The following is a 12,407-nucleotide window of genomic DNA, read 5'->3' on the forward strand; positions in this document are numbered from 1 at the left end:
GCCACTGGCGACGCATCGGGTGCCGCCAGTGGCCGTAGCTCATGGAACTTGTAGTTCGGCGTAGTCCCCCCGGACCCGGAGGGTAACCGTCACGGGCTCTTCGGTCCGGTTCCGCCAGAACCAACCGTGGCTGCCATCGAAGGCGGCGGTCAGGCGTCCGGCCTGACTGGGTGTGGCGCGGCCTTTTTCGTAGCTGACCGTCTCGCCGGCACCCTCGCCATGCGTGTCGAAGTTCAGGACCGATCCATTTGCAGTCCACTCGAACTCCGCTGTCGCGCCTTCGTTCATCGAAAGCTTGAGTTCGATCCCTTCATCCGGTGCGAGCGTATAGGAGGCTTCGTCCGTCCAGGCGATAGACGGGGGTTCGGGGCGCGCGGTGGGCGTGATGGTGGGCGGAGGCGTCGCATCGCTGTCCCAAGCAGTGTCGTCGATGATCTGACCCGGTTGTGGAGTTGCGTCACTGGACGGGCCCTGGAGGGTCGACACGAGGCTGGCGAGCTGCGCTTCGATGGCATCCAGCCGCATGGCGAGATCCGGGCTCGTGGCCTCTGGCTGGCCGGTTGGGATTGCGGCCGAAAGCGCCGCGTCTTCGGCCTCGGCTTCTGCGTAGAGCTGTTGCTTGATCTCGCCCATTTCCGTCAGTCCGAGCAGACGGCCAACTCGGGTGGGGTCGATCCCGTGTTCGGCCGGAAGCCAGAACAGGAGCAGGATCGCACCCGCCGCGGCCGCGGCCCCCAGTGTGGTTCTCAGCAGGCCCGAAGAGCCGGCGTGCAAACCCTCGACAGGAGCGGCGGTCTGGCCGGGCATGGAGTTGGCCTCGTAGCGCAGTGTCGCGCGCAGGGGCGAGACCGCGCTGTCCCGGTCGTCGAAACGATGTTGCATGAAGTATTCCCGTAAATCAGGCGACGAGGAAGCCGGCGATCTGGAACCCCATCAGGGCAAATCCGGCGGTCATCATGAGAGCGTTCGCGGCATAGGCCTGCCGCGCGAAGGAGGGGCTGGCACGCCAGCGCGTCATCACGACCAGGATCGCTGCAAGAGCCAGTAATTGGCCAATCTCGACGCCGAGATTGAAGGCCAGAAGATTGGGCACCAGCCCATCGGGCGACATGTCGTAATCGATGATCTTCGAGGCGAGGCCGAAGCCGTGCAGGAACCCGAAGATCAGCGTCGCGGCCTTTGTGCTCGGCTGGACACCAAACCACACCCGGAAGGCTCCGAGATTGTCGAGCGCCTTGTAGGCGACCGAGAAGCCGATGATCGCGTCGACGATGTAGCTGTTGATGCCGATGTCGAAATAGACGCCCGCCAGCATCGTCGTCGAATGCCCGATGGCGAAGAGGCTCACATAGGTCGAGATCTGCTTCATCCCGTAAAGGAAGAAGATCACACCCAGAAGAAACAGGATGTGATCGTAGCCGGTCACCATGTGCTTGGCGCCCAGATAGAGGAACGGGATGAGATGTGTTCCGGTGGTTTCCTGAATATAGCCCTTGTCGCCAAGGGTGACGGCATGTGCCTGTGCGGCCTGCGAAGAAAGCAACATCAAGGCAGCGGCACAACCGAACAGGCTCAGGGCCTGACTGGTGCCGCTGCGCCGCGACGGGGGGCGCATTGGGGTTTGTCTCATTGAATGTCCTGTTGAGAGGAACTGCCGATTGCGATGGGTCAGACGGCCAAGTCTCTCGGAGGGCGGCGTGGCCTCTCAGGTGTTCGCGCCATCGCAGGCTGCCCGGCACGTGGCAAAGGCAGGGGCATTGGCAGTCGAAGCGACGCCTGCCTATCGGCCAGGATCGCCAGAAGAGGATGATCATGATCCGACGCATCGTGCAGCACCGGCGCGGGGGCCTCGGCATGGGGTGCGGCCGCGACAGTATGATCATCGTTCGTGAGCGACGCGATGATCTGTGCCGCGCCATGAGACGCCGCCACGCCCAAGGGCGCGATCAGCCAAGCCACAAGGCCGATGGTAAGAATGATCCTGCCGAACACCTCGTCTCTGCTCCCCTCGGCCATTCAGGCATCGCGCGCGGTCACGACACTTGCCACATCCCCCCGGGGGGGATACTGAGCTGATATGACAGACCCCCATATCCATGCAACCCATCCCGCCCTGATTACCCGGCTGAAACGTGCCGAAGGCCATCTGCGCCACGTCATAGGCATGCTGGAAACAGGGCGCTCCTGCACCGAGATCGCAACGCAGATGCAAGCTGTCGAACGGGCCATCACGGCGGCGAAGCGCACCTTGATCCACGATCACATCGATCATTGTCTGGGCAATGGAGAAGGTGACCTCGACGAGCTGCGGGCATTGGCGAAGCTGCTGTAGGCCGCCATGCTGAGCGTTCTCGCGAACCGCACCTACCGCCACCTCTTCGCGGCCCAGGTGATCGCGCTCGTGGGCACGGGACTTGCCACAGTCGCCCTTGGCCTGCTGGCTTGGGATATCGCAGGCGACCGGGCCGGCATCGTGCTGGGCACGGCGCTGGCGATCAAGATGATCGCCTATGTGACGCTTGCCCCCATTGCCTCGGCCTTGGCCGACCGCGTGCCGCGCCGGGCCATGCTGATCGCACTCGACCTGTGCCGGGCCATCGTTGCCTTGGCACTGCCCTTCGTGACGGAGGCGTGGCAGGTCTATCTGCTGATTTTCCTGCTTCAGGCCGCTTCGGCTGGCTTCACTCCGACCTTCCAGGCGACCATTCCCGACGTCCTGCCCGGCGAGGCGGACTATACCCGGGCGCTGTCGCTTTCACGCCTCGCCTATGATCTGGAAAATCTGGCCAGCCCGATGCTCGCGGCCGCGCTCCTGACGGTGGTGAGCTTTCCGGTCCTGTTCGGTGGAACCGTCATCGGCTTTCTGGCCTCTGCGGCGCTGGTCATGACAGTGACGCTGCCCACCGCCGTGCCGGGCCCGCCCAGAAGCATCTGGGATCGCACGACCCGAGGCCTGCGCCTCTATCTGGCAACACCACGGTTGCGGGGCCTCCTTGCCCTCAACCTCGCGGTCTCGGCCACGGGCGCCATGGTCATCGTCAATACGGTCGTGATCGTTCAGGCAGGGTTCAGGCTGGCCGAGACGGAGGTCGCCCTGGCGCTCGCGGCGTTCGGAGGCGGCTCGATCGTGGCCGCACTGGCCTTGCCCCGCCTGCTCGATCGCGTGCCCGACCGCCCTGCGATGCTCTGGGGAAGCGGGCTTCTGGTTGCCGGAATGGCGCTCGGGCCGCTTGTGGGCTCGTTCACGGCCCTGATCGCGCTGTGGCTCACTCTCGGCTTCGGTTACAGCCTCGTGCAGACCCCGGCCGGACGCTTGCTGCGCCGCTCGGCGCTCCCCGACGACAGACCAGCCATATTTGCGGCGCAGTTTTCTCTGTCGCACGCCGCTTGGTTGCTCACATACCCGCTCGCGGGGTGGATGGGCGTGGAATTGGGGCTTGATGCGACCTTCCTCGTCATGGCCAGCCTTGCCGGCGCAGGCGTCGTGGCCGCTCTGACGTTCTGGCCCTCGACTGAAGAAGAGGCGCGATCACACACCCACCCGGACCTTGCCCCCGGGCATCCGCATCTCCAGGAGCACGGCACTGCCGATCATCGTCACGCCGTCATGGTCGACGATCTGCATCGTCATTGGCCCCACATCGGCGGACGTTAATTTCCGGGGCCTGCCGGTTCGCTCGAAGACCTCTCGCCCAACGGATAAGGGACAAGTGATTTGCATTCACACGAAGCCTATCGAAGGTCTCGTTCATTGGGGATGGCGTTCAACTGAGGTGCTCCCCGATTTCTGGACAGGATCTGGCGCCTTCTAAGCTACTCTTAGCTCCTGCTGATCGGGTTGAATGGTGGGGTTTCTCTGCCAGTAGACCACTGCTGGCGGCTGGCCGCCATGGGCGGAATGCGGGCGCTTTCGATTGTAGAAATCAATCCAGTTCCTGAGCCCCGCCCCTGCCTCCGAGCCGGTCTCCCAAGCGTGCAGGTAGACGCACTCGTATTTCAAGGTGCGCCAAAGCCGCTCGATGAAGATGTTGTCGAGGTAGCGCCCCTTTCCGTCCATTGAGATGCGGACGCCGGCGCGTCTGAGCAGGTCGCTCCAGGCGAAGGACGTGAACTGGCTGCCTTGATCGGTATTCATGATCTCGGGCAAGCCGAACCGCTGAATCGCTTCGGTCAGCGCCTCGACACAGAACTCGGCCTCCATCGTGTTCGACAGGCGCCAGGCCAGCACTTTTCGGGTGTGCCAGTCCATGATCGCCACGAGATAGAGGAAGCCGCGCCGCATGGGGAGATAGGTGATGTCGGCGCACCAGACTTGGTTGGGCCGCTCCACGCGCAACCCCCTTAGCAGGTATGGGTATCGCTTGTGCCCCTTGGCAGGCTTGCTGGTGTTGGGCTTCTGGTAGATCGGCATGAGGCCCATGAGCCGCACCCGCTTGTCGTCCACTGCGTGGCCGTTCTGCGGGCTTACGCGGCCCCACTGGGGCCACGGTTCCTTGAACTGCGCAGATGCCGGGCCATCTGCCGCACGCCGTAGAACGGCGTTTCGAGGAATTGTTCGTCGATCAGCCGCATGAGGTCGAGGTTCAGCTCGGCCTCCCCGGCTGGCCGGTAGTAGAACGACGATCGCGAGAGCGACAGCAGCCGGCACTGCCGCCCCACAGACAGGGTCGGATGGTCTTGCTCGATCATGCCGCGCCTCACGTCCCGCCCCAGGGCTTGAGCTTTCTGGACAAAAAATCGTTGGCGACCGCCAGCTCACCAATCTTGGCATGCAGCTCCTTCACCTGCGTCTCGTCGACTTCGGGCGCCTTCTTTCCGCCCTGTTCGAAGACCCCTGAAGCGCCCTCGAGCAGCGCCCGCTTCCACTGATGGATAAGCGTGGGATGCACCCCAAATCGGCTCGCCAGCTCGGCGGCCGTCTGTTCGCCTTTCAGGGCTTCCAGCGCGACCTTGGCCTTGAAAGCAGGCGCGTGCTGCTTGCGTTTCGACATCTCTGATCTCCTCGTCGGTGAAGATCAGCAGATGCTCTGGGACCCAAAGCAAGATCACCGTCTTTGTATGGGGCCGCATGACGGAATGGGCGGCACCGTGGAGCCGGCCTGATCCTCGGATAGCCCTGCGTAGTCGCAGTCGCTTTCATTCTGACCGATCGGGCGTCTTGGGACTTCTGCTCAAAGTATCGCACCAGCCCTTCCGCGCATGGTGGAGCTGCGGAAATTGCGGATCTTGCGAAGACCGCGGGTTGCCCGGTCCGCATCCGATCCTTCGGGATGGCAGCGTTGCCCCAATGTGCGGATTGCCCACCTCGGCAAGGCGATCCGGGGCCAGGGATCACGACGAATGAATGCTCCCGCCGAGGGACATCAACACGGACGAGAGCTGGCGCTCGGAGAAGGGTTTTTGCAAGCGGGGCTTGTTCTCGAAAGCGGGTTCGACCACCGAGTAGCCCGTGGAGAAGAAGTAGGGAATGCCCAAAGCCGCCAACCGCTCGGCAATGGGATAGCTGGTCTCGCGGCCGAGGTTGATGTCGAGCATGGCGAGATCGATAGGCTCCTGTTCGACGATCCCCAGGGCCTGCTGCACCCGAGCCGCCGGGCCGACCACAATACAGCCAAGCTCCGAAAGCATATCCATGAGATCCATGCAAACGAGCATCTCGTCCTCCACCACGAGAACACGCAACCCGTTCAGAGCAACCCCGTTCATTGAAGCTGCCCTGGTTCTGGGACGAAGATGTCCCAACTCACCCCGGAGCGGTCCGCTCTCATCTGCACGTCACCCCCCAACTCATGCGCCAAGCCATGCCGGAGCAGATAGGAACCGAAGCCGGACGCGTCGAACGCTTCGACCGGCGGACCGTCCTTTTCGGTCCAGGATATATGCAAGGTGCCGTCTTCCATGGTTCTCCAGCACAGATCGATGTAGCCGGAATCGCCGCGCAGAGCACCATGCCGGGCTGCGTTGGCGACCAGTTCGTGAAATCCCATGCCCAGAGCCAGAGCGACTTTCGGCTCAAGACAAACAGGGGGGCCGTCGAGCCGGGCGCGTGCCTCCCCCTTTGCCTCGCCCAGAAATGGCGCCAAGGCGGTGTGGGCCAGATCCTTCAGATCGACGGCTTGCCAGTTCTGGCGCATGATCAGGCTGTGGCTGTGCGACAGGGCATGCAGCCGCTCCTGGAACGACCGCATGGCCGCTTCCTCTGCACGCCCCCGGAGAGTGCGTTGCGCGATGGACTGCACGGTCGCAAGCATGTTCTTCACACGGTGATTGAGTTCCTGGATCAGGAGTTTCTGGTGCGCCTCCGCCTTTTGCCGGTCCGCGATCTCCCGCTGCGAGGCCTCGAAAAGGGCAGCGTTGTCGATCGCCGCGGCCGCCTGCGCGGCAATCGCGGCCACGATGCGCTCGCTCCGCTCGGTGAATACCCCGATATCCTCATGACCGAAAATCAACGCACCATGGATCGTCCCATTGCACGCCAGGACCGGCACTGAGAGATAGCTTGAAACGGGCAGGTGGCTTTCCGGCATGCCGCGGAACGGGGGGTTGCGCCCGTAGCGCGGATCGCGCCGGATATCCGGGGAACGAACCACGCGACCCTGCGCGAAGGTCGGTTCGAACACGGCCGTATGCCGCGGCTGCGGAAAGGCCGCGAAAGCGTCGCGAGATGCGCCGGACAGCGTATAGAGCTGGAGTGCCTCGCCGTCTCGGATCACGTTGTAGAAGAACGCACCGAATTGAGCGCCCGCCAACTCGGTGGCCGCCTCCGTGACAGCCTGGACGATCTCCTCGAGATCCAGCTTGCTGGCCAGCATGCTGCCGGTCCGATTGAGGATCTCGAGCATGCGGGTTTCTTCTTTCAGCGCCGCGATGGCCGCCTGATCACCTCCTGTCGGGCGCATCTCCAGCACCGTGCCCACTACCTCGCCGCCTTCGCGCACCGGACTGGCGGTATAGATGATCGGGTGGGCCTGACCGCTCCTGTCCTTCAGCACATCGCGCTGTGGCTGCCCGCTGGCGATCGGGAAGCGATCGTGAAGCGACAGATCGGCGTCGTCCTGCCCGACCACGTCCCACAGGGACCGGCCGCGCATTTCATCTTGCCTGTAGCCGGTCAGCGCCTCAGCCGCCCGGTTCAGGAAGATGCAGCAATTCTGGGCATCGAGAAGCAAGAGTGGCTCGCTTGCCCGATCACAGAGCGCCGCCAGGAGCTGGCTCGAAGAAGTATGAGATGTCGTTGTCAAGAATGAACTCTGCCGCTCTGGTTGTCATGGCCTTGTAGACCCCAAGCGCGGGTGAAACTAAGGCCGAAGCCGTTCGTTTCCAATGGCTGTAGACATTCCCGCACATGTGAAGCCTGGCCCGCCTGAACTGCCCGCCATTTGCCGCATCGCTGTCGGTAATTCCGGCTTGCACCGTTCTTCCTCGAAAAGAGATGGTATCTCCGATAACGCTCGGTAGAAGTGGACCGGGTGCTGACAGCCTTGAGCTGTCCGGAAGAGGCGATGATCGAGAAAGATCCCGATATGGACAGAGTCCTCGACCGGATTGCAGGCTGCGGAACCTATGAGTGGCATGTCCTCGAGAACCGGCTTGTCTGGTCCGAAGGACTGACAAAGCTCTATGGCCTTCGCCAACCGCCTTCCGCGGAGCGGAGCTTCCTGCAACTCGTGCACCCCGGGGATCGGATACGGATCGAGGCCGAGATATCGAGCTTTCTGGAGACCGGAGACAGCTACGAGCACGAATTCCGGATTGTCCGTCCCGACGGGCATGTGCGCTACATTCACGACCGTGGCACCATCGAGCGCGACGCCGATGGGCGGGCCCGACTTCTGCATGGCCTCAATGTCGATGTGACCCGGGCGCGCGAGATCCAGGCCATGGAACAGGAGGCCCGCCTCGGCACGGCGCGGGGCATCGGCTTCTACGAGTATGATGTGGCGCAGGCGAAGCCCTGGTGGTCCGAGGAAATGTTTCAGATTTTCGATCTGCCGCCCGAGTGGGATCTCGATCTGGACCGTCTCACCGAAGAACGGGTTCACCCCGAAGACCGCGCTCGCCTGCGCGGCTTGCAGAAGACAGCGCATCGCAGGCTGGGCCCCTTCGAAATCGAGTATCGCTTTTTCCAGCGAGACGGGGAGGTTCGGTGGATCAGGGACCGGGGAGAAACCGTGGGTCCACTGGACCCGGCCAGCGGTCAGGCTTGGCGCATACGCGGCACGATCACCGATATTACCGAGAGCAAGCGGACCGATCCTTCGACCCCGGCAGGCTCGGAAACCTTCCGGCAAGTGATCGAGGGGGCGCCCTTCGGCATCTGCGTGATCGATGCGGAGTTTCGGCTCGTGCAAGTCAGCGCGGGCGGAGCGAAAGCCTTTGGCGGGATCACCCCCCTGATCGGGTGCGATTACCGCGAATTGCTGCGTGCGATCTGGTCCGAGCCCTTCGTGTCGGATGTCATCGCCCGCATCCGGAACACCCTCGATACGGGCAAGACGTATCGCGACCTGCTGGCGCAGGAGCATCGACGCGACCGCGATGCTGATGAAACCTACGCTTGGACTTTGGAGCAGATCCGGTTGCCGGACGGCCTGCCCGGGGTGGCTTGCTATTTCTACGACCTGTCCGACCGCACCGCCCAGGAAGCGGCTTTACGGGAGAGCGAGGAGCGACTGCATCTCTCCCATGAGGCCGCCAACATGGGGGCGTGGGATTTCGATCTCGCCTCAGGCAACGTCGTCTGGACTCCGCTGCTCTACAAACTCCTGGGGCTCGACCCTGCGACGCCGTCCTCGACGGATCTGTTCTTCGAGATGATCCATCCCGATGACAGGGAGACGGTCGAAGCGGAGTTGGTGCGCTCCATCGAAACCGGCGAAAACTTCGATGTCGTGTTCCGGGTCCGGCGGCCCGACGGGGACATTCGCCATATCGCCGGCCGCGGCCGGGTCATCCGGTATGAGGGCGGTCGTCCTGTCAGGATGATCGGCGTCGTCTTCGATGTCACCGAGCGGCATCGCATGGAACGGCAGACCCGCGACAGCGCCGAGCGGCTGCGCCTGGTGCTCGACAACGCCGTCGCCTTCATCGGCACGCTCGATCTCGACGGGCGGATCGTGGAAGCGAACGCGATGGCGCTGGAAACGGGCGGCGTCGGACGTGACGAGGTCATCGGGCAATTGGCTTGGGAGACATATGGGTGGTCCTACGATCCCGAGGTCGCCAGACAACTGCGCGCTTCCATCGCCCGGGCGGCCACTGGCGAGGTCGTGCGCTACGACGCCGTGGCACGCACTCCGGGCGATGGACGCGTGACCGTCGACATGCTGCTGTCACCCATCATCAACGATGATGGAAGCGTGCGGGAAATCGTCGTCTCCGGCTTCGATGTGACCGAACGCGAGAAAGCCAAGGAGCACACCGAGTTCCTGATGCGGGAAATCAATCACCGCGCCAAGAACACCCTCTCGCTGGTTCAGGCGATCGCCCGGCAGATCTGGCAGACCGATGCCGGGGAGTTTTTACCTCGCTTCGAGGGACGGCTGCGGGCGCTGGCGCATTCGCACGACCTGCTCGTCAAGGATAACTGGAACGGTGTTCGCCTCGGAGAGCTGGTGCGCGGCCAGCTGGCGCATTTCGAAGATCTGGTCGGCACGCGCATCCACTTGCAAGGGCCAAGGGCCGCGATCACCGCGGAAGCCGCGCAGACGCTTGGCATGGCGTTCCACGAACTGGCCACGAATGCCGGCAAGTATGGCGCGCTCTCGCAGGAAACCGGTCACGTCGACATCGTCTGGGAAGTCGCCAAGACGGCGAATGGAGACAGGCGACTGACCGTATGCTGGACCGAGCGGGACGGGCCGCTTGTCGAAGCCCCCACCCGCAAGGGCTTCGGAAGCATCGTGCTCGACCGGCTCGTCCAGGGGGCGTTCTCGGGCGAGGTGGAACTCGCCTATCCACCCGAAGGCTTTCGCTGGCGCTTCACCTGCTCGGACGAGTGCCTGATGGACTGATCGAACACAGCTCTTGTCAAGCGCGCCCTCCGTATCGATCGGCTGCGCTTCTCCAAGAGGTCGCTGGTGCCAGCCAACGGCCTTTCGGAAGGGTGTCTTCAAACTGCGGGCGCGGAAGTCACAACTTCCGATCGCTTTCCTTGGTGGGAGTGGCAGGGTCCGGAGAATGATCGGCCGATTTCATCGGCTCCTCAGCAGAAGTGGAGGCGGATGGCGCCGATGGAGTCATCGAAGCCGGTTGGACCGCCTCGCTCCCGCGCGGGGATGCGGAGGCGTCGCGCTTCTGCGGGGTGACTGGCACAGCACCGGAGGCGCTGGGGGTCGGGGAGACACCCGTAGACACCGGCGATGACACTGGACGCGTCGGCTCAACCGGCGGTTCGCCGGGAAGGTCCGAAACCCCGGGTTTGCGATCGGAAACCTGGGTTTCCCACTCCTCCGCAAGATACGCCGCGCGCTCTGCCTTCGTCCGATCGCGGGCCCTTTCGTCCGCGAGCCGGCGAGAAGAAAAGGAACGCCGCCTGGCCGTTTCCTTCGGACCGAAGAACAGCCATGCGAGGCCCACAGCCGTCAGCACCACCCCCATCGGACGCTCGCGAAGCACCCGGCCGAAGCTGTGACCGAACTCGGAGCGGTTCTCTTTCAGATACCCTCCGGCCCGGTTCCAGGCGTCTTCAAAAGTGAAACGGCTCAGGGCTTCGTCGATCGTGTCGTGCAGCTGCTGCCGCTCGGCCGCGATATCGCGTTCGATCTCCTCGGGGGAACGGGTATAGTTTCCAGTGTCGTCAGCCATTGTGCGCCTCCTTCAAAGTCTCGGCGTCTCGCTGAACGTTCCGGACAGTGCGCGTGGGCGCGAGATTGACCAGTTTCAATTTGTTCTTTCCGCTGATCACCAGGACGATCGCGATGATCGCCAGCACGCCGCCGACGATGAGCGCCGACCACCCCGGCCCGACCCCGGCCTCGGTCAACCAAGCCACGAAGGCTGCGGCGAAAACGTTCAGGGACACGAGCAACAGAACCGCGCCTGTCGCAAGTCATCCGATCCGTCCCAGCACAGGCACGGTCTCGAGCAACCAGTAGGAAAAGGCGGTTAGCTGGCTGGTCATCATCGCAAGCCCCATCAGCACCATGACCGCCCCGGCAATCATGTGCAGCCCACGTCCCATGCCGCGGACTCTGCGCAGCCTCGTGCTGACCTGCTGGATGAAGGCCGCGACCAGCACGAAGGGCACGCCGAGCCCGACCGAATAGACCGCCAGAAGCGCCACGCCTTCCCCCATGGTGGCCTGCATGGCGCTCGCCGTCAGGATCGCGCCGAGGATCGGCCCGATGCACGGGGTCCAGCCAAAGCCGAAAGCGAGCCACAGAACATAGCATGGTCGGCAACGGCTACGAGAGCAGCATGCCGGTCTTCGCAGGCATGCTGGCCAAGGCCGAGGTCGAAGCGATCTTCGACTGCCTGAAGTCCGCATGACCCAAGCGCGAGCGCACCCATCAAGAGCGTGTCATCGCGGCCGATGAGGCCGCAGGTGGCCAGGGGTAACGCGCCGGTGCCTTGGCGCTGTCCGCGGCAAGACCCACTCAGCTATGAGAGTCCATCCCATTCTGGTCTGGATCGTAGGGATTTCCTGCCTTCGGATAGAGATAGACCTTCGTTCCCACAGGCACTTTCTCGTAGAGCTCGATGATGTGATCGTTCACCAGACGCGCGCAGCCGTTTGAAACCGCCTGTCCGATCGTCGAGGGCTGGTTGGTGCCATGGATACGCAGGTAAGTGTCACGGCCATCGACGAAGAGATAGAGCGCTCGCGCGCCGAGCGGATTGTCGAGGCCGCCGGGCATCCCTTCCTCCTCGTATTGCTCGTATTTCTTGGGCTCTCGCCGGATCATGGCTGGGGTCGGTTTCCAGCTCGGCCACTCCCTCTTCACCCGCACGATGTAACTGCCGGCATGGTAGAGATCGTCGCGTCCGACTCCGACGCTGTAGCGTATCGCCCGGCCTTCCGGCTGCGTCCAATAGAGCGCGAACTCGTCCGGCATGACGTGGATTTCTCCTGGGGCAATGCCCGGCGCGATCTCGACCTCACGCGGCATGAATTTCTCGGGCAACTCATGGGCCATTCCCAAGCTCGGCACCCCAGCTGCCACGCTGAAACCAGCTGCCGTGGCAAGAAATCTTCTTCGCTGCATCGTGTTGTCCTTTACATTATTTCGCCAGCACCAGCCGGATGGTCGATCCGGTATACCGCTATTATGCCTGCATCAGCCGATCTTCGTGTCCTGCGCGGTGAAGATCGACTGTATGGCTCAACCCGGACGTTACAACCCACAGGCCTTGAGCCATCACATTTGCCAAGGTAGTGCCAGAAGTCGAACAGACCTCACATGATA

At 63.2% G+C, this 12,407-nt stretch carries 9 protein-coding genes and 3 pseudogenes; 3 read left to right on the forward strand and 9 right to left on the reverse strand.

Translation table 11 applies throughout. The features are described 5' to 3' along the window. Positions 1–39 precede the first annotated feature (39 nt). Together ACRAQ3_RS17245 and ACRAQ3_RS17250 are read right to left on the reverse strand one after the other, a co-directional pair. Complete coding sequence (locus tag ACRAQ3_RS17245) at positions 40–882, reverse strand: hypothetical protein (RefSeq protein ID WP_432256624.1); 843 nt, start codon at positions 880–882, stop codon at positions 40–42. 16 nt (positions 883–898) lie between these two features. After that, complete coding sequence (locus ACRAQ3_RS17250) at positions 899–1,546, reverse strand: HupE/UreJ family protein (RefSeq protein WP_432256625.1); 648 nt, start codon at positions 1,544–1,546, stop codon at positions 899–901. Between the two features lie 531 nt (positions 1,547–2,077). On the opposite strand from ACRAQ3_RS17250, the gene ACRAQ3_RS17255 reads away from it, so the two are divergent. Then, positions 2,078–2,332: a metal-sensing transcriptional repressor gene (locus ACRAQ3_RS17255; protein ID WP_322338296.1), complete on the forward strand. Its 255-nt coding sequence runs from the start codon at positions 2,078–2,080 to the stop codon at positions 2,330–2,332. Between the two features lie 6 nt (positions 2,333–2,338). Further along, positions 2,339–3,655 (forward strand): MFS transporter, encoded by a 1,317-nt coding sequence (locus ACRAQ3_RS17260; RefSeq protein WP_432256626.1) that lies wholly within the window; start codon positions 2,339–2,341, stop codon positions 3,653–3,655. 153 nt (positions 3,656–3,808) lie between these two features. Here the strand turns inward: ACRAQ3_RS17260 and ACRAQ3_RS17265 are convergent. The 3 genes and pseudogenes from ACRAQ3_RS17265 to ACRAQ3_RS17275 form a co-directional block, all read right to left on the reverse strand. Then, positions 3,809–4,991: pseudogene (locus ACRAQ3_RS17265) on the reverse strand (IS3 family transposase). A 340-nt stretch (positions 4,992–5,331) separates the two neighbouring features. Beyond that, positions 5,332–5,706, reverse strand: coding sequence for a response regulator (locus tag ACRAQ3_RS17270; protein ID WP_432256627.1), 375 nt, complete (start codon positions 5,704–5,706; stop codon positions 5,332–5,334). Next, positions 5,703–7,241: a sensor histidine kinase gene (locus tag ACRAQ3_RS17275; RefSeq protein ID WP_432256628.1), complete on the reverse strand. Its 1,539-nt coding sequence runs from the start codon at positions 7,239–7,241 to the stop codon at positions 5,703–5,705. The genes ACRAQ3_RS17270 and ACRAQ3_RS17275 overlap by 4 nt, the downstream gene beginning before the upstream one ends. Before the next feature lie 261 nt (positions 7,242–7,502). Here ACRAQ3_RS17275 and ACRAQ3_RS17280 point away from each other — a divergent pair, with 261 nt between their 5' ends. Beyond that, positions 7,503–10,013, forward strand: coding sequence for a PAS domain-containing protein (locus ACRAQ3_RS17280; RefSeq protein WP_432256629.1), 2,511 nt, complete (start codon positions 7,503–7,505; stop codon positions 10,011–10,013). A gap of 118 nt (positions 10,014–10,131) precedes the next feature. Here ACRAQ3_RS17280 and ACRAQ3_RS17285 read toward each other — a convergent pair whose 3' ends face one another. From ACRAQ3_RS17285 to ACRAQ3_RS17300, 4 genes and pseudogenes are all read right to left on the reverse strand, one after another. Then, the gene (locus ACRAQ3_RS17285; protein ID WP_432256579.1) at positions 10,132–10,806 is read right to left on the reverse strand and encodes a DUF3618 domain-containing protein; all 675 of its coding nucleotides are present in this window, start codon (positions 10,804–10,806) and stop codon (positions 10,132–10,134) included. After that, positions 10,799–11,035, reverse strand: a pseudogene (locus tag ACRAQ3_RS17290) (phage holin family protein); the annotation flags it as partial. The pseudogene ACRAQ3_RS17290 and the gene ACRAQ3_RS17285, both read right to left, overlap by 8 nt. Positions 11,036–11,050: 15 nt before the next feature. Beyond that, positions 11,051–11,389, reverse strand: a pseudogene (locus tag ACRAQ3_RS17295) (cytochrome c biogenesis CcdA family protein); the annotation flags it as partial. 208 nt (positions 11,390–11,597) lie between these two features. Continuing rightward, positions 11,598–12,206 (reverse strand): L,D-transpeptidase, encoded by a 609-nt coding sequence (locus tag ACRAQ3_RS17300; RefSeq protein WP_432256580.1) that lies wholly within the window; start codon positions 12,204–12,206, stop codon positions 11,598–11,600. Between the last annotated feature and the right edge of the window lie 201 nt (positions 12,207–12,407).

Origin of the sequence: Limimaricola sp. AA108-03 (genome assembly GCF_050847355.1) — a bacterium.
GTDB lineage: Bacteria > Pseudomonadota > Alphaproteobacteria > Rhodobacterales > Rhodobacteraceae > Limimaricola.

What these genes read in the sequence shown, in the direction of transcription:
- ACRAQ3_RS17245 (WP_432256624.1), bottom strand. Translation starts at nt 882, where the DNA reads ATGCAACATCGTTTCGACGACCGGGACAGCGCGGTCTCGCCCCTGCGC.
- ACRAQ3_RS17250 (WP_432256625.1), bottom strand. Translation starts at nt 1,546, where the DNA reads ATGTTGCTTTCTTCGCAGGCCGCACAGGCACATGCCGTCACCCTTGGC.
- ACRAQ3_RS17255 (WP_322338296.1), top strand. Translation starts at nt 2,078, where the DNA reads ATGACAGACCCCCATATCCATGCAACCCATCCCGCCCTGATTACCCGG.
- ACRAQ3_RS17260 (WP_432256626.1), top strand. Translation starts at nt 2,339, where the DNA reads ATGCTGAGCGTTCTCGCGAACCGCACCTACCGCCACCTCTTCGCGGCC.
- ACRAQ3_RS17270 (WP_432256627.1), bottom strand. Translation starts at nt 5,706, where the DNA reads ATGAACGGGGTTGCTCTGAACGGGTTGCGTGTTCTCGTGGTGGAGGAC.
- ACRAQ3_RS17280 (WP_432256629.1), top strand. Translation starts at nt 7,503, where the DNA reads ATGATCGAGAAAGATCCCGATATGGACAGAGTCCTCGACCGGATTGCA.
- ACRAQ3_RS17285 (WP_432256579.1), bottom strand. Translation starts at nt 10,806, where the DNA reads ATGGCTGACGACACTGGAAACTATACCCGTTCCCCCGAGGAGATCGAA.
- ACRAQ3_RS17300 (WP_432256580.1), bottom strand. Translation starts at nt 12,206, where the DNA reads ATGCAGCGAAGAAGATTTCTTGCCACGGCAGCTGGTTTCAGCGTGGCA.